This is a genomic window from Wolbachia endosymbiont (group A) of Hedychridium roseum, assembly GCF_964028325.1.
In the GTDB taxonomy this organism is placed as follows: Bacteria; Pseudomonadota; Alphaproteobacteria; order Rickettsiales; family Anaplasmataceae; genus Wolbachia.
In genome coordinates, this window is record NZ_OZ034755.1 from 676894 (window position 1) to 694025 (window position 17132).

Sequence of the window (17132 nt, forward strand, 5' to 3'; positions counted from 1 at the left end):
GGGAGTGTTAAATAAACTGTGTCAAACCGCATTTTTAGTTCAACTCAATTTTCAATCTGCCAGGAAAGAAAACATCAAGTTGAGAGATAGTTAATGCCCAATCATGTACAGGCATCGTCCACTTTTCCTCTGCCTTCTTTATAGCACAATATACCTGCTTATACAAGGCATTTATGCTGGTAAATGAGCCTTTGGTCTTAGTGAATTTCCTAATTTGCCTATGTAGCCCCTCTATGGGATTGGTGGTGTAGATTATCCTCCTAACTGGACCAGAATACTTAAAATAACCAGACAAGTTTTCCCAATTATTCTGCCAAGATTTTATAACCATAGGGTACTTTGTGCCCCATTTTTCATCTAATTCCAACAGATAATTCTCGGCAATTTCCTTGCTTGAAGCTTGATATACCTTCTTTAAATCGCTCAAAAAACTCTTCGCATCTTTACTGGCCACATACTTCAGTGAGTTGCGTATCTGATGCACTATACACATCTGCACTTCCGCATTAGGAAAGACACTGTTTATAGCTGCAGGAAAGCTTTTCAGCCCATCAACGCAGGCAATAAGGATATCTTCTACTCCTCTTTCTTTGAGGTCATTTAGCACTCCCAACCAGAAGTTAGCTCCTTCACTTTCAGCCAAATAAAAACCTAATACTTCTTTTTTGCCATTTTGATCTATGCCTAATATGTTATACATGCATTTACTTACGCAATGCCCGTCCTCTTTGACTTTAAAAAACCATGAAAACTATCGGATATACAGACTGCAGCGGGCGACTACGCCATTCGTTGATTACTGGTAGCAATTTGTCAGTAATACTTGATATCTCTGCCACCGATATTTTGTGATCATAAATTTCCTCAACATGTGACACTATATCTCTATAGCCCATACCACTGGCAAATGTGCTCAAAATCTTCGTTTCAAGCTCTGGATGTAAGTTTGTTTGCCTTTTTTTGACTATTTGTGGTTCGAAACTTCCTTCCCTATCTCTTGGCGTCAAAAGCTCAAATGACCCTGCGCTTGTACGTAAAGTCTTTGCATTCCTCCCATTTCTTCGATTATTCTCTTCGCTTTCAGCCGACAAGTGGTTTTCTATTTCACCTTCCAGGCTTACCTCCAGCAACTTTTTTATAAACGGTGTTAATGCTCCATCTCTTCCTGTCAACGGTCTTCCTTCTCGTATAGACGACAGGATATTTGTTTCTAATTCTTTATAATCTACCAAACCGGTAGTTCTGTTTACTACTTTCTGACTCATTGTCAAACCTCCATTTTTTTATATCAATTTATTACTTTTTTTTCGGTTTGACACAGTTTATTTAACACTCCCTAATTATTCTATGAAATCAACTCAGTCAAACGTTTCAAAGGTTTTCTATAAGCTTTTTAGGGATAAGAATCTTGATGACTTTTTATCTAGGAAAAACGAGGAGTTAAAAAAAGGTTTTCCTGAATTTAAAGAAAAGCACTTTTGCCATAACGTGCTTGATGAAACCATAAAATCTCTATCAAATAAAAATAGTGGAAAATTTGAAAGTAAAGAATTACTTAAATTATTAGAAAGTAATTTAAAACAATCTGCAAGGGAGATCATAGAAGCCAAGGTTAAAGAAGTTGTCAACAAACATTGTAACATTGGAGAAAATGTAGGTAAAGAACCACGAGATGGCACGTTAAAAGCCAAGTTGTCATCTTCTGTTGTAAAATGTGTAAAAAATTAGAATTTAACAAACAAGAAGGGGTAAATAAGATTGTAGACTCTATCTTGCACAGCTTTAATAGCAAGAATAATAATAATAACGACTCAGGAGAATTACTTAAAGAAATTGTTACAGGAAAATTAACAGAGGCTAAAATGAAATGTTTTTCAAATAAGATTCAAGAGTTACAACTGACACCAAGTATAAGAGATAAATTTTTATCTCCAGATCAGAAAATGTGTAATCAAACTCAAGGAGGAGTAAACGAATACCAATTAACAGAAAAAGCTAAAAAAGAATACACACCTAATTCCTCGATGAGTCACACTAATATTGCAAGCATACATTCATTGAACAGTTGGAAAGCAGTTAGAGTAGGCTCTTAGCATAAAGCACCAGCTCCTCTTTTGTTAAAGTGTAGGAGCTGTCTTCCCAATGTTGTTTTAGCAATTCCAAGCTCCTACCTAAACTTTTTCCTGGCTGGTGACCTATACTTATTAAATCATCGCCAGATAAAGGAAATTTTGGAATATTGAATGTATTAGCAAACGAAATGTATTTATCAACATTTTCTCCAGACTCAACACCACAAATTTTTACTAAATCACAATATAATTCTCTACCAAATAAAGATATGTATTTTTTTTGCTCTTTTTCTGAAAGTTCTGTTTTGATATCGTTGGATAGTAAAAATAGCAGCTTTTTCTTTTGCTTGTTTGAAAGACGTAAAAATTTGCTTACATATTCTCCAAGACTTAGCCTGTCATTTTTGGTGGTCCTAAGGAGTAACGCTAATTTTACTAGTGCATCAGTGCCGAAAAGAAGTGACGAAGACAGAATTTCGCATTTTACTTCTTTTGGGATAATCTTTTGCAAAACATCAGATTCTTGCATGCTCTTAAGTGTTGGAAAAGGATCATTGCACTCCAGCAATTTAAGTATTTCATCTCTTATTCTCTCTCCAGAGAGGTTTTGGATCATATGCGAATGCTTTTTGCATACGCTTAGTATTTCATCACTCAAATCTCCGACACATATTTTTGCATGAAAACGAAATGCTCTTAAAATACGTAGATAGTCTTCTTCAATTCTATCTTCAGCGTTGCCTATAAAGTTTAACCTTCGCGCCTTTAAGTCCTCTATACCACCAAAGTAATCATATATATGGCCATGCTTATCTGCATATAGAGCGTTAAATGTAAAGTCACGCCTTGAAGCATCAGCTTGCCAATTATTAGTAAATTCTACTTTCGCATGCCTGCCATCACATTTCACATCATGCCTTAATGTTGTAATTTCAAAAGACCTCTGATTTAAGATCGCAGTTATAGTTCCATGTTTTAAGCCAGTTGGAATAGTTTTTATATTACGGAGTTTTAGCGCTTTCATCACCTGATCAGGAAGCAAATTGGTAGCGAGATCAATATCATGGACATCACGCTGCAAAATTGAGTCTCTCACACACCCGCCGACAAGCCTAGCCTCACCACCAAATTTCTCTATGGCATCGATGATTAAACTAGTTTCATGGTCAACTTGCATTTAGGTTAGTATGTACTGCAAGTTCATATTATATGAAATGCTTGCAAAAGCCCTATATAAAAATATACAGGGCTATGAAAATTTACTTTACAAGTATTGGTTGCTGATGATGAAATGCTTTTTCCACCCTTGTTTCTTCAATACCACACGATGGGTTCAAAGAGTCTTGCTCTTCAGAGCGCTCTATGTATTGCTTTATATCACTAACGCACTGCCCTACAACAACATCAATTTTTCTATCAGCATTTTCTGCCAATAACTCATCAAATCTCTTCTCAACCTTTGCTCTCTCAGAGATATCCTTTGAAACGTTACAATATTCCAAGATCTCATCTACCTGAAGTTTTTTTGCTAATAGAAAGTCTTCTTGCTCTTGCTGCTGTCTTATTAATTCTTGAGTTACAATTTCAGCTCTAGAGTAATGATTCCCTCCAAGATATATTGTTTCTCGCTCTTTACTACCCCATAACTCGTCATTTAATTTATAACTCTCACGATTAAATACCTGATTTAACTGATCATCATTATTTATCATTTGTGGATCTGGCTCAAACTTTTTTTGCTCCTCGCTATTATTATCTTTGTAGTAGACATTAATTTCAATGTTAGCTAAAGAAGCTAACATACTAATTTCTCCAATGAAAGGAAAATAACTTTTACTTTCTATTGCTTCTAGATAGGCTTGATAGAGTTCAGGTTTGTCAAGAAATGAGCGTGTAATAAATTCACTGTTATATTGGACATCATACTCATTTTCACCAAGGGCCTCTGCATATTCTCTTAAATCACGCATAGCTTGATCATGCGATATATTAAATTTGCTAACAGCTTTACTTACTAACCTCTTCACATTACCTTCAGCATTTTTAATTTTCCTATTTGTTTGCTCAACCAACTCCTTTATTCTATCAGACTTACCAGTTAAATCCCCTGGCTTGTTTAAAAACATATTAAAAACATTTTCTAGATGATCTCTTAAAGGAGCTGGCATACTTGCATCATCCAATGACTCAAACTGACTTAAAAATTTGTGCCATTCCATTCTCATATCTTGCGCTCTTTCAGCTTTATATGGACCAGAGCTATTATCACCAAACACAGCATGAAAAAAACAATTGCCATCGCCCGCAGTATTATACTTAACTACTTGGCTATTAGTTGGTAATTTCCGTTCCCTAGATTGAAGCATAATTTTTACCTTAATTTAAGCTATATATTACTATACCAACAAAACTGTCAATAAGTAACTAATTAAGTATAGCAGAAATTCTTAAATTGTGCAATAATTATGGCTTTAAATAGCAAATATGAGCTTTAACTGTGGTATAGTTGGGTTACCAAACATAGGAAAATCAACCTTATTTAATGCACTTACAGAGTCAAGTGCAGCCGAAGCTGCAAATTATCCTTTTTGCACAATCGAGCCAAATATAGGCAAGATTTCGATAAAAGATCAGCGTTTGAAACAAATCGCAGCAATTGCCGGTTCAGAGAAGATAATTTATAATCAATTAGAAGTTGTGGATATTGCAGGTCTTGTAAAGGGCGCAAGCAAAGGTGAAGGACTCGGCAATAAATTTTTAAGCCATATCAGAGAAGTTGATGCCATCGTGCATCTGCTCAGGTGCTTTACGGATGACGATATCAGCCATGTACACAGTAAAATAGATCCAATATCAGATGCTGAAGTGGTGGAAATGGAATTAATCCTAGCTGATATTGACAGCATAGAAAAAAGGCTTCCTCAATTGGAAAAGAAAGCAAAACAAGGTGATAAAGAGCTAAAGAGACAACTTGAATTAATGCAAGAGGTATTAGCTACTTTAAAACTCGGTAAACCTGCAAGAAGTTTGGAAAACATGGACGAAGCCGAGATGAAGTCGCTTCAATTGCTCACAACAAAGCCCGTTATGTACGTTTGCAATGTTGAAGATACAAATGTTATAACTGGCAATGAATTATCTAGAAAGGTAGAGAGAATGGCGGAGGAAAATAAAAGCAAATTTTATTGCATTTCAGCAAAACTTGAAGCAGATATTGCAAATCTTGATAGTGAAGAGGAAAAACAGAGTTTTTTATCAGAATTTGGCTTACAAGAATCAGGCCTTGATGGGGTAGCGCGTATTATGTATGAAGTGCTGAGTATGATAACTTTCTTTACTGTGGGCCCCAAAGAAGCACGGGCATGGCCAGTAAAAATAGGATCAACAGCTGATAAGGCAGCAGGTGTAATCCACACTGATTTTGAGAAAGGCTTCATAAAAGCAGAAACTATAAGCTTTGCAGACTACATAAAGTATGGAAGTGAATCAGCTTGCAAAGACGCAGGAAAAATTCGCTTTGAAGGCAGAGATTATATCGTACAAGATGGTGATATAATGCACTTTAGGTTTAATGTGTAGTTTATTATGCAGCCACTTATTTAAAGTTAAGTTTTCTGGATCCCAGTATCTGGGCACTGGGATGACAAGAAAGGGAGCACTGGAATTTTTGTTTCAATATTTGTACATTAGCCATGCATCTGAACAGATACCTCCCCTAAACGGATACACTGTAGAAGGAGAGTTTCTTCTCCCCAGTAAAGACTAGATTCCAGACTGGAATGACAGCAGTCCTACGTCATACCGCGATTCATTCGCGGTATCTCTTAGCATAGATCCCGCTAACAAGTAGCGGGATGACGGTTGTCAGGGTGTCATGCAAGTAGCTGACACTGGTTCCTTTATGACGGCAGTGCTCGACACTGGAATCCAGCTTTTAATACAACCCCTCACCAAAAATATTGTGTTTTAACATAAGGTTAGCTACTTTTATACTCACCAACTTAATCTCTAATCAAAATTCCTGGATCCAAGTAGTCAGGGCACTGGGATGACATCCTCCCTAGCGGAGATTGCTCTCAAATCACAATGTTCGTACAGTAAGCACTGACCACTTTGCTTCAATATTTGCGATGCCCCTGAACAGATACAAAAAATCTATTGTTTTTTTATAAATTAAATCCTAAGGCATTTTTTACTGTAGATTAATCATTTGATTATAGTATCATCTTAATTAAGCTTATGCTTGGAATATTTATGAAGAGTATTTTATACTTTGTACTATTAGTTGTTGTATTTGGATCACTGAGCCTATTTGCTGTAGAGCAATTTGAAGAAAAGAAAATTGAATCAGTTCATAAAAACGAAAATGTAGGTGTAAGGAAGCAAGATAGGACAAATCAAAAAGATGAGTTGAAAAGCAACGTCGATGCTAAACAAACACAAGAGGCTGAGAGCAAAAGAGTAACCGATAAAGAGAAGCTGCAACACAACGAGAATAAAGCTTCTGTGGTTGAAAAAACTATAAGTGAAGGTGAAAGGATTGATAAAGGTTTGCCAAATGACCAGCTAGAAGAAAGTACAGGCGAATTTGCTCGAAATTTACCAAATGTGGCCAATAAAGAAGTGAATAAAGATTTGAAACCAGAGCCTTTGCCTTTAAGTGCTGATTTAAATGAGAATACAACTGACCCGCAAAAAAATCTACAAGCTGATCAGAAGATTGATATAAAAGATAATGAACTTTCAAAAAGTGATGCGAGTCAATTATTAGAGGGAAAAAAAGAAAAAGTAGAGAATCAGTTTGAAGAAAAAAAAGTGAAAGAAACAAACAATAATTCTAAGGACCGCAATAGAGTAAAACCTATAACTAAAAAAGATGAAGAAGAGCAAAGTGAAAAGAAAAATTTACAAAAATGGACAAAGCTAAACAGAGAACCAATAAAAGAATGGGGTCATAAAGATATACAAAGCAAGTCAATATATAAACGACAATATGATAGCCTTAATGAGCATCTTCCTACAACTGTATTTATTGATGATTACAGTAAGCAATTTTTTTACTGTATTAAGAAAAATAACTTACCTTGCTTAAGAGGAATAATGAGTAAGCTAGAAAAAATTGGATTAACAACTCAAGAGATACTAAGGTTTAGAAATAAATTGGGTGATACTCCTCTCATTTATTCAGTTAAACAAGGTGAGGTAGACATAGTGCGCTTTCTCTTATTACAAGGCGCTGATCTTAGAGTAGTTAATAATAATTTTCAATCCCCAATTGATATAGCAATCGAAAAAAAGCAGATCAATATAATAAATGCGATTGCCGAAATGATGCCACACCTTTTGGAGGATAGAAAAATAGACAATAAAGAAAGCTCAGCAATTTACGATTGGGCTGTGAAAACGAAAGAAAACAATGAGTCGCAGTGCGATAAGCAAGATGATTAGATTTTTGATATTAATTTTAGTTGGTCATTTATGTTATGGAAACGAAACAAATGATGAAAAAAATCAGATTAGTGATTTTTTAAACGCTCTACATGATGCAAAATACGTATCTTACAGTAAAAAAGACTTTGCTGAATTTTTGGTGCAGTGCCACAAAGAGGGCGTGCCAGAAGATTTTAAGAAAGGTTTTGGCTCTAACTTAAATGGAGCTAATTTTAGCCAATTGTACCTAAGTGGATCTGTTTTTGATGGAGTAAGTCTGATTGGTGCTGATTTTTCTAACACCGATTTATCCGACGTGTCTTTCATTGATGTTGATTTACGTGGTGCTAATTTCTCCAATGCTAATTTACGTGGCATTAAAATAAAAGGTACAAATTTGAGTTTTACAAAATTTGTTTCTGCAAACTTAACAGATATCGTATTTGATCAGTCTCATGTTAGTTATGCTGATTTTATCAGTTCCGATCTCAAAAAAGTAAGTATGCACAACGTAATTGGTTTGCATACTAATTTCTCGAATGTGCAAATGAATCTCTCCAACTTATCAAACTCGAATGTTAGCTACGTAAATTTTAATGATAGTGAAATAAACGATACTGTTATGCAGAAAAATAACCTTGATAATGCAAGTTTCTTTGGAGTGGATGCATATAAATTAAAGATACAATTTTCTTCATTAAAAAATGCTAACATATACGGTGCAGAGTTAAAAGAATCAGACTTTACAGGTAGCAATCTTTCCGATGCCTGCCTTAATTCTTCTATCATAATTAACAGTAACTTCGACGAAGCTAATTTAAGCAACACACAAATTTCCTATGTGAATGACGATAATTCAAGTTTTGTTCAATCTATACTAAATGGTTCCAAGATAAAACATGTATATGTTTCTGGAGCAAGTCTTCAGGATGCTGATTTATCCAATATTGATTTTAGTTTTAGTGAACTGCATCAAGTTAATGTCTCTAATGCTGACATTCGTCACGGAAAGTTTCATAATACTAAAGTTGCGAATTCTAACATGAATGGCTCATTTTTTGACCATTCACTATTCACCTCTGCGAAGATAGAAGATTCAGACCTTTCTACAACTTCAATGTATAAGATAAAAATCCAAGACTCTCAAGTTTATAACAGTACACTTTTTCACCATAATATTGATTCCAGTGAAATAGAAAATTCAACATTCTTTAATTTATTAGCTGATAATTCGAGCTGGTCCAATTTAAAAGTAACTAATTCAAATTTTATTGAAAGCGATTTCAGATCTTCTTTGCTTCACGCTAATGCCTTTAGGAAAACTAGCTTTTTTCTTAGCAATTTGAGCAATTCAACAATTAGTGATATGTCTTTTCACTCTTCAAGCATATATAAAAGTTCAGTTGCTGATGCTCATTTAACAGATTGCAAGTTTGATAATTCAATTTTGATTGACAATCAAGGGCAGAAAAAACTTGCAGGGTTAGAAAATGCTATAACTTCAATTGGAGATTTGCAAGAGAAAATATCACAGGGTGAAAAATTTAATGTAAATTATTCTTACTTTGAATTTAAGAATATGAATTTAGAAAATGCTGATTTTTCTAATTCAACATTGAGTAGAGCAAAGTTTGTAAACGTTAATTTGAATAAGGCAAATCTTGAAAAAACCGATTTGCGCTATACTGTCTTTGATAACTCTTCTCTCATTGGCACCAACTTATCAAATTCTAATTTAGAAGGTTCTAGCTTTTTAAACTCTGATCCAAAAAGCGCCATGTTAAAAAATGCAAAGAAAAATGACCATAAAAAGTGAGGGCATATTATTGGTTCTATCCTCTCCTTCTGGAGCTGGAAAAACTACTATATCAGAAAAATTACTTGAGCGATCAACTAATTTAGTTAGGTCTGTTTCTACGACTACGCGCAAGCCTCGCTCTGGCGAAATAAATGGAAAAGACTATTTTTTCGTTACCGAAGAAAAATTTCACGAGTTATGCGAAGCTGGTCAGATGCTTGAATACGCCAAAGTTTTTGAGAATTTTTATGGTATACCAAGAGATTTTATAGAGCAAAACTTAAGCAGTGGAATAAGCGTTTTACTAAGCATAGACTGGCAAGGGGCATTTCACTTATTCAAGCTCATGAGAAAAAAAGTTGTAAGTGTTTTTATACTTCCCCCTTCAATGGAAGAGCTGAGGTTACGCCTGCAAAAGCGTAATAGCAACAGTGCGGATGAAATAGAGCGCAGATTAGCCGAAGCTCAAAAAGAGATAAGCAAACGTGATAAATATGATTATGTAATAATCAATGATGATATTGATAAAAGTGTAGAAGAGATAAGCTCCATACTAAATAAAGAAAGACTTAAAAAACTAAAAGAAAAACCAAGTCTGGAAGATTTATAAAAGCATCGATCTGCAGCTATAGTTTCTTATCCTATAGCTATACCGCCGCGAACCGTCATACCGCCGCGGTATCTCAGCATAGATTCCGCTAACACGTAGCGGACCGTCATACCGCCGCGGCGCTAACGAGTAGCGGAATGACGGTTTTTCAAATTGTCGTAAGTCAGTTTAGCTATATTTTAGCCAGTAGCACGTTTTGCAGTTACTCACTTTAGCTATATTTATTATTTTTTAAGATTAAATGGTTAAAATAGTAGACAACTGTTCAAGTGAGGATTTGACTATGATAACAGATTTTCTAATAGAAACTAGTTTTCTGCCTTTCCACCTATATTTTGATCACATATACAACGTTTAGCTCAATTTAAAAGTCAAACTTCTTGGTTGTTAGTTTAGTGCTGACAACTTAAATAGCTTTTAATATTGGGGTTTTAGTATGGGTATAGATCTAAGCGCACTAGCTACTAATGCAGATAAGTTAGACGAATGCATAGATAAAAATAAAAAGCGAGAGCAGGATAGAAAAGACGAGCAATTGTATGGCACTATAGAGAGAAAGGTAAAAAAAGAAAAACACAAGCGTGAAAAACCAAGAGGTCAAGATGGAACCCTCAAGAAGTGCAAAAGGTTATTTGAGGAAGGTGCTAGCTCTGAAGTATTAACTAAATTAGAAGAATCACTTAGAGAACAAGAAAAATATTATAGGTATTATGTCCAATGCTTCCTTCCAGTGCTAGATGAAGTAATAGAACGATCGAAAAAAACACCAAATGAAACAAAAGAGCGAGTAAAGCAAGCAATTTCAGAAATTACTTATAATAGCAAATATTGTTTTACCCACAACCAAAATGATCGTAGGGACAGTGAAACAGAGAGTGGCTACGGTAGCGATGTTGAAGATGATCATGAAGTAGAAATAAGCAACGGAATAACGAATAATAATGTTCAATTACTAAAAGCGATCAAAAATGGAAATAACAGGAAATTTAGAAAATATCTAAAAGATTGTACGGATATTAGCAGCATAAAAGATGAAAAAGGAAATAATATTTTACACCTTATTGCATCGCTCGAAAAGAAACAGAAATGCAAGTTTCTGGGTATCCTAATAAAAACGGTCACCAAGGAAGATTTAGCACAACTCATTAATAGTGAAAATCAGGACGCTCTTCAGGTGGCACTAATTAACAAGATAACAAAAGAAAAACATGAGTCTCATACGATCCAAAATAATGATAACACACTTAAGTTTCTTACAAAATTGTTAGAGCATGGAGCCAGCTCTGATAATTTAGGATTATCTACAAAAGAATTACAAGGCTTAAAAGAAGAGCAAAAGACATACTATCGTAATTTCTTAGAAAAATTAGCAGAGCAAGGAAAGAAATCTAAATTAAAGCCAGAAATAAAAATCAATACAGAAGCAAAAATTAAAGAAATTATACCACGTACCATAAATACTCCAGATAGTAATGATAATTATCAATTACATTTAGCAATTAAAAATAATGATAAAGAACTTTTTAAAGAACTATTGCAAAAAGGGGCAGATATTAGCCTTAAAGACACAGATGATAATAATGCTTTACACTTGATTGTTAAACCTGAAACAAAACAAAAACTTAAACTTCTCCATATATTGCTAGAAGCAAGCCAAAAAGAACAATTTATAAAAGCTGTAAATGATAAAAAAGAAGGGCAAACACCGCTCCATCTGGTACTCCAGCGCATACAAGAGAAGAGTGAGAACCGATCACTTAAGAAATTTGAAAAAACAAATAGATATAAAGCCTTAGAGTTATTTTTACAAAACGGTGCAGATATTACCGTGCAAGATAAAGATGAAAAAAATGCTCTGCACTATATTGCTTCATTCAAAGGAGAACAAAAAGTTACATGTTTAGAGTTGATTTTAAATTCGGTGGAAAAAGAGAAATTTAGTAAAGCTGCAAACGCCACTAACGAAAAAGAACGCACACCACTACAAGTAGCGCTAATTACTAAGACGACAAAAGATAAACATAATTTGGTCAATCCTAAGAGCCGTGATAACACGATCAAGTTTTGTGTAAAATTAGTGCAAAATGGTGTTGACCCAAAGCAGTTAATACTACCCGAAAGATTATGGAGCAAAGAGTATTATAAAATTATAAAAGGAATAGAGAAATCAATGGGTAGAGCGCTTATTCCAGATGATATGAGAACTGAACTGAAGTGCAATTTTGGCAAGAAGTTAAAAGCACGCGATATTGTGAAGTATGTCAATAATGTTGTTTGTAAAGTAGTGACAACGCTTGTATTTACTGCTTTAGCCTGTGCAGTAATATTCAGCGCTTCTCAAGGAAGTATTACAATTGCAACTGCCTCATCTATTATAGCAGTTATTGGAGTTTGTTATCTTATTTACTTGAATTTAGAAAATATTTATGAAGGATTTGGAAAAATTAAAGGAAAGTTTACTGAAGAAAAGCAACTTACACTTCAAGATAACGCACCAAAAAATGATACACAATGCAATAACTCTGTTAAGGATATAGAAAATAAGTCCAACGATTTAGAAGAGCAAGAGGTACAAAAATCATCAAGTCAATCAGAATATACAGAAAACCCAGCTACTAAAATGAGCGATGTATCAATACTACGTCAATTCATGAATAAGCTAGTAGGGAACGTTCTATAGCTAGCTACAATTTGATATGCCGTCATTCCGCTACTCGTTAGCGCCGCGGTATAGCACATTTTGCACCTGTTCACTTTAGCTATATACCAATATTTATCCTTTCTTAAAACTAAACATTTAAAATAGTAGATAATCGTTGAAGTGAGGTTTAACTATGATACTAGCAGAAACGCTCTTCTGCCTGTATTTCAATTACATATACAACATTTTAAAATTTAAATCTAGCTTTTTAGTTGTTAGTTCTCAATCTCAAATTGTTGACACTTACAACTACAAAGATACACAAATAGTTAGTTTTTAGTGAGGCTTTGGTATGACAAAAGAAAATTCTACATCTAGTGAGTTAGTACACAACAATGAATTATTGAGCATTATAACGAAAAAAGTAACAAAAGGAAAGCACAAACACCTACACCCAGAAGTTGGGAAAGACAAGACTCTCAACAAATGCAAGGGATTGTTCAAGGAAGGGGCTAGTCCTAAGATATTAACCGAAGTGTTAACCAAATTAGGAGAATCACCTGAAGAACAAGAAAAATATTATAAGTATTATACTCAACACTTCCTTCCAGCATTGAAAAAAGAAATCAAACAGTCAAAAAAACTAGACCCAACAAAAAAAGAGGAAATAGAACAAGTAATTTCAGAAGCTATTAACAAGAGCAGCAAAAAAGATCATCCTGATAACGTTGATCAAAATGAAATTGGTCGTAGAGGGAGTATGGAGAGTGAAACCGAAAGCGGCAACAGTAGCGATGCTGAAGATGATCATAACGCTAGTAAGAAGCATTCAATCAGTAGTGCTAACACAATAAGTGAAGGGCAAGGAGTAGAGAAAGACAACGGGATGACGATTGACAATGGAGACAGTGGAATCGAAAGCGGCAACAGTAGCGAAGCTGAAGATGATCCTGCTGATGAGAAAGACCACATTTCGGGTATACCAATTTCCTACACAGCAAATGAAAACCAAGAAGTGGAGAAAACCAACGGGATAACGAACAGCAATGTTCAATATACTGATGAGGAACAGCCAATATTCAAAGCAATTAAAAATGGAAATCGCAAGAAATTTGAAGAATATCTGAAAGGTTGTAAGGATATTAGCAGTGCAAAAGATGAAAAGTAAAATAATATTTTACACCTAATAGTTACACAATTAGAGAAAAAACAAAAGTTTGATTTTTTAAATACAGTACTAGATGTGAGTAAGAAGGAAGGAAAAGAGCAACTTAAAGCACAACTTGAAAAAGCTGTAAACGATAAAAATGGCAACGGTCAAACACCACTGCAAGCATTGTTACTTAGTAAAGTAACAAAAGAAAAACATAGTTTTGAGACTACACCTAGAAAAACTTTAACACCTTTTAAAAAACTTATACCACACTACGACAATACAATAGTATCTGCTATACAATTGCTCAAATTAGGAGCAAATATTGATGATTTGCAGTTGTCTAAAGAAGAATTACAGGAGTTAAGCGAAAAACAAAAAATATATTATCTTAACTTCTTAGAAAAATTGGCAGAGTCAGTAAAGAAGTCTGAATTAGAACCAGAAATAAAAACCAATACAGAAACAAAAATTAAAGAAATTATAGGGTATACCATAAATACTCCAGATAGTAATCCATTACATTCAGCAATTGAAAATAATGATAAAAACTTTTTGAGGAGTTACTACAGAAAGGGGCGGATATTAGCCTGAAAGACACAAATGGCAACAATGCTTTACATCATATTGCTTTACTTAAAGGAGAGCAAAAAGTTGCATATTTGGAGTTGATTTTGAATTTAGTAGAAAAAGAAGTGATATCTCAAGATAAATTGAGAGAAGCTATGAATGCTACCAACCAGAAAGAAGACACGCCTCTACAAGCGGTGCTAAAAACAAAAGCAAGGAAAGAAAAAATTGAATATCTAAAGCAAGGAACAATTTTTGATTCAACAGTTAGTTGTAGCAATACAACAAAGTTTTGTGCAATGCTGCTAGAAATGGGCGCTGATCCCTGTTCTCTAGAGTTGGAAGGTCAAACATTTGATACTAAAAAGTATTATCTAACTTTACTTAATTTAAAAGAATATCCAAGAATTACACAAGAAGCACAAAAAAAGGTTAGAGAGCTAAAGGAGAAACTCGAGGAAAAATACCACTGTAAAACTGCTTCAAAAAAATGTCAGTCTGGCATTGAAAAAGCAGGTTCTTTTATAGAAAAAACAGCATCTACTACAGGAAAAGCAGTATCTGCTGCTGGAAAGTACATAGATCCAGCAAAGAGAACCCGTCAAACATTAATATCCATAACAACGGTTATTTTCATTTCAGCTGTAGCATATGGTGTCTCTCAGGGTTACATTGGGGCCCTTGCCGCTTTATTCCTCGCAGCTATTGCTATAGCTACATGTCTTGCTCTCACTTTAGGGTTTAGTGGTGTTAAGAAATGTTTTGAAAAACTAACTAATAAAACAAAGAACTTTACTGACAATGACCGACAGACAAAGCGTGCAAGAAATCCAAAAAGTGAAATGAAAGATACATCAACAAAATCTCCCGCAGATGGGTTAACAATATAACTAGTATACCCTCTTTTCCGGAGCGATGAAGTCAATTTCATCGCTCAGAGTTTTTTCAGCCACTTTTTTATAATCAATTTTTACGTTAATTTGACCTTTCTTTTCTTCAAGCCACGCTATGGTGTGTTTCATCCAGTTTTTATCATCACGCTCAGGAAAATCTTCACGAGCATGAGCACCTCTACTCTCCTCTCGATTGGCTGCGCATTCCATGGTAATAACCGCTTGTGGGATCATGTTAGCAAGCTCCAGTGCTTCAACTAAATCACTGTTCCATATCATACTGCGATCCTCAAGTGAAACATCAGGCATCATTTTTGCTACCTTTTTTATAGCTTTTTTACCTTCTTCTAAAACTTCAGCAACACGGAACACTGATGCGTACTTTTGCATAGTGTTCTGCATTTCGCTGCGTATTTTTGCTACTTTGAGCTTCCCAGAAGCAAATCGCATTTTATTAAACCTATCTATTATCCAATCTGTACAATCTGAGCTCAATTTTTTATGTGGTGTACCGGATTTTAGTTTCTCTTTTGCTCTGAGCGCTGCAGCTCTACCAAAAACCACAAGATCAAGAAGTGAGTTAGAACCAAGTCGATTTGCACCGTGCACAGAGACACATGCAGCTTCTCCAATTGCAAATAGTCCATCTACCACTTCTTCCTTACCTTGCTTCAGCGTGATCACTTCTCCATGATAATTGGTTGGAATGCCGCCCATGTTGTAGTGAACAGTTGGAATAACAGGTATTGGATCTTTAGTGACATCAACTCCAGCAAAAGTTCTTGCGGTTTCGCTGATGCCCGGCAATCTGAGTTTTATTACTTCCGGATCAAGATGCGCTATAGTTAAATACATGTGATCTTTTTTCGGTCCAACTCCCCTTCCCTCTCTAATTTCAATTGTTATTGCACGACTTACCACATCACGGGAAGCTAAATCTTTTGCTTTTGGTGCGTAACGTTCCATAAACTTTTCGCCCTGAGAATTAACGAGGTACCCCCCTTCTCCACGGCACCCTTCTGTCATCAAGCACCCTGAGCCATATATTCCTGTTGGATGAAATTGTACAAATTCCATATCTTCAAGTGGTAACCCAGCTCTCACCACCATGCCATTACCATCACCTGTGCAGGTATGCGCACTTGTTGCAGAGAAATAAACACGTCCATATCCACCTGTTGCTAGCACCACCGAATGTGCGCGAAATCTATGTAATGTGCCGTCGCATAGCGACCAAGCAAGAACTCCGCAGCATGCTCCGGTTTCGCTATCCATAATTAAATCAATCACAAAGTATTCAACAAAAAATTCAGCGTTGAATTTAAGACACTGCTGATATAGAGTGTGAAGGATTGCGTGCCCAGTTTTATCTGCCGCTGCACAAGTGCGCTGCGCTGATTTTCCTTTACCAAAGTGAGTTGTCATTCCACCAAAAGAGCGCTGGTATATTTTGCCATCTTCTGTACGAGAAAAAGGTACGCCAAAATTTTCAAGTTCAATAACAGCTTTAGCAGCGTTTTTACACATATATTCTATTGCATCTTGATCACCAAGCCAGTCTGAACCTTTTATTGTGTCATATGCATGCCAGCGCCAATCGTCTTCACCAATATTACCTAAAGCTGCACTAATTCCGCCTTGTGCTGCAACTGTATGACTTCGTGTAGGGAAAATTTTAGAAATGCAGGCAACTGAAAAATTAGTTGCAGCCATCCCAAGCGTTGCTCTGAGCCCTGCTCCACCTGCACCCACTACTACCACATCATACTCATGTTCTATGATCTCATACGCTGACTTATCCATATTTGCTTATTTTATCATTACAGGCTTATGATATCACAGAAGTAGAAAAAATCTATACAAGTTTTCTATAGCTAATACCAATTCTCATTATTAGTGAACCACTTTTTCATCCAATAATTTTGATCTTAATGCCATTTAAACCTCGCTATTTTACTTACTTCA

General features: G+C 35.2%; 14 protein-coding genes and 1 pseudogene. 11 read left to right on the top strand and 4 right to left on the bottom strand.

Annotated elements, in window-relative coordinates:
• Nucleotides 1-34: 34 nt before the first annotated feature.
• A pseudogene (locus ABWU23_RS03225) lies at nt 35-1265 on the bottom strand (IS256-like element ISWpi15 family transposase).
• A gap of 82 nt (nt 1266-1347) precedes the next feature.
• Here ABWU23_RS03225 and ABWU23_RS03230 point away from each other — a divergent pair.
• Both ABWU23_RS03230 and ABWU23_RS03235 read left to right on the top strand, forming a co-directional pair.
• Complete coding sequence (locus tag ABWU23_RS03230) at nt 1348-1728, top strand: hypothetical protein (protein WP_353270797.1); 381 nt, start codon at nt 1348-1350, stop codon at nt 1726-1728.
• Nucleotides 1713-2093: a hypothetical protein gene (locus ABWU23_RS03235; RefSeq protein ID WP_353270798.1), complete on the top strand. Its 381-nt coding sequence runs from the start codon at nt 1713-1715 to the stop codon at nt 2091-2093. The genes ABWU23_RS03230 and ABWU23_RS03235 overlap by 16 nt, the downstream gene beginning before the upstream one ends.
• Here the strand turns inward: ABWU23_RS03235 and ABWU23_RS03240 are convergent.
• Nucleotides 2077-3249: a CCA tRNA nucleotidyltransferase gene (locus ABWU23_RS03240; RefSeq protein ID WP_253309262.1), complete on the bottom strand. Its 1173-nt coding sequence runs from the start codon at nt 3247-3249 to the stop codon at nt 2077-2079. The genes ABWU23_RS03235 and ABWU23_RS03240 overlap by 17 nt on opposite strands.
• An 82-nt stretch (nt 3250-3331) precedes the next feature.
• On the bottom strand, nt 3332-4438 hold the full coding sequence (locus ABWU23_RS03245) for a hypothetical protein (protein ID WP_265016414.1): 1107 nt from the start codon (nt 4436-4438) through the stop codon (nt 3332-3334).
• 118 nt (nt 4439-4556) lie between these two features.
• Here ABWU23_RS03245 and ychF point away from each other — a divergent pair, with 118 nt between their 5' ends.
• The 9 genes from ychF (at nt 4557) to ABWU23_RS03285 (ending at nt 15164) form a co-directional block, all read left to right on the top strand.
• Nucleotides 4557-5651, top strand: coding sequence for a redox-regulated ATPase YchF (ychF, locus tag ABWU23_RS03250; protein WP_253308924.1), 1095 nt, complete (start codon nt 4557-4559; stop codon nt 5649-5651).
• Nucleotides 5644-5838, top strand: a complete 195-nt coding sequence (locus tag ABWU23_RS07260; protein WP_410530045.1) for a hypothetical protein — start codon at nt 5644-5646, stop codon at nt 5836-5838. Before ychF ends, ABWU23_RS07260 begins: the two co-directional genes overlap by 8 nt.
• A gap of 488 nt (nt 5839-6326) precedes the next feature.
• The gene (locus tag ABWU23_RS03255; protein ID WP_265016412.1) at nt 6327-7520 is read left to right on the top strand and encodes an ankyrin repeat domain-containing protein; all 1194 of its coding nucleotides are present in this window, start codon (nt 6327-6329) and stop codon (nt 7518-7520) included.
• A complete protein-coding gene (locus ABWU23_RS03260; RefSeq protein ID WP_253309928.1) occupies nt 7513-9318 on the top strand; it encodes a pentapeptide repeat-containing protein in 1806 nt (601 codons plus the stop codon). Before ABWU23_RS03255 ends, ABWU23_RS03260 begins: the two co-directional genes overlap by 8 nt.
• Complete coding sequence (gmk, locus tag ABWU23_RS03265; RefSeq protein WP_253308926.1) at nt 9302-9910, top strand: guanylate kinase; 609 nt, start codon at nt 9302-9304, stop codon at nt 9908-9910. Before ABWU23_RS03260 ends, gmk begins: the two co-directional genes overlap by 17 nt.
• Nucleotides 9911-10346: 436 nt before the next feature.
• Complete coding sequence (locus ABWU23_RS03270) at nt 10347-12590, top strand: ankyrin repeat domain-containing protein (protein WP_265016411.1); 2244 nt, start codon at nt 10347-10349, stop codon at nt 12588-12590.
• 313 nt (nt 12591-12903) lie between these two features.
• Nucleotides 12904-13719, top strand: coding sequence for a hypothetical protein (locus ABWU23_RS03275; protein WP_353270799.1), 816 nt, complete (start codon nt 12904-12906; stop codon nt 13717-13719).
• 75 nt (nt 13720-13794) lie between these two features.
• Nucleotides 13795-14298 carry a hypothetical protein gene (locus tag ABWU23_RS03280; RefSeq protein ID WP_353270800.1) on the top strand — a complete coding sequence of 168 codons (504 nt, stop codon included), beginning with the start codon at nt 13795-13797 and terminating at the stop codon, nt 14296-14298.
• An 80-nt stretch (nt 14299-14378) separates the two neighbouring features.
• A complete protein-coding gene (locus ABWU23_RS03285) occupies nt 14379-15164 on the top strand; it encodes a hypothetical protein (protein WP_353270801.1) in 786 nt (261 codons plus the stop codon).
• On the opposite strand, the gene sdhA is transcribed toward ABWU23_RS03285, so the two are convergent.
• A complete protein-coding gene (sdhA, locus tag ABWU23_RS03290) occupies nt 15165-16970 on the bottom strand; it encodes a succinate dehydrogenase flavoprotein subunit (protein WP_253309404.1) in 1806 nt (601 codons plus the stop codon).
• Nucleotides 16971-17132 lie beyond the last annotated feature (162 nt).

Excerpts from the sequence above, each read along its gene's own strand:
- ABWU23_RS03230 (WP_353270797.1), top strand. The coding sequence starts at position 1,348 with ATGAAATCAACTCAGTCAAACGTTTCAAAGGTTTTCTATAAGCTTTTT.
- ABWU23_RS07260 (WP_410530045.1), top strand. The coding sequence starts at position 5,644 with ATGTGTAGTTTATTATGCAGCCACTTATTTAAAGTTAAGTTTTCTGGA.
- gmk (WP_253308926.1), top strand. The coding sequence starts at position 9,302 with ATGACCATAAAAAGTGAGGGCATATTATTGGTTCTATCCTCTCCTTCT.
- ABWU23_RS03240 (WP_253309262.1), bottom strand. The coding sequence starts at position 3,249 with ATGCAAGTTGACCATGAAACTAGTTTAATCATCGATGCCATAGAGAAA.
- ABWU23_RS03245 (WP_265016414.1), bottom strand. The coding sequence starts at position 4,438 with ATGCTTCAATCTAGGGAACGGAAATTACCAACTAATAGCCAAGTAGTT.
- sdhA (WP_253309404.1), bottom strand. The coding sequence starts at position 16,970 with ATGGATAAGTCAGCGTATGAGATCATAGAACATGAGTATGATGTGGTA.
- ABWU23_RS03260 (WP_253309928.1), top strand. The coding sequence starts at position 7,513 with ATGATTAGATTTTTGATATTAATTTTAGTTGGTCATTTATGTTATGGA.
- ABWU23_RS03270 (WP_265016411.1), top strand. The coding sequence starts at position 10,347 with ATGGGTATAGATCTAAGCGCACTAGCTACTAATGCAGATAAGTTAGAC.
- ABWU23_RS03255 (WP_265016412.1), top strand. The coding sequence starts at position 6,327 with ATGAAGAGTATTTTATACTTTGTACTATTAGTTGTTGTATTTGGATCA.
- ychF (WP_253308924.1), top strand. The coding sequence starts at position 4,557 with ATGAGCTTTAACTGTGGTATAGTTGGGTTACCAAACATAGGAAAATCA.
- ABWU23_RS03275 (WP_353270799.1), top strand. The coding sequence starts at position 12,904 with ATGACAAAAGAAAATTCTACATCTAGTGAGTTAGTACACAACAATGAA.
- ABWU23_RS03235 (WP_353270798.1), top strand. The coding sequence starts at position 1,713 with ATGTGTAAAAAATTAGAATTTAACAAACAAGAAGGGGTAAATAAGATT.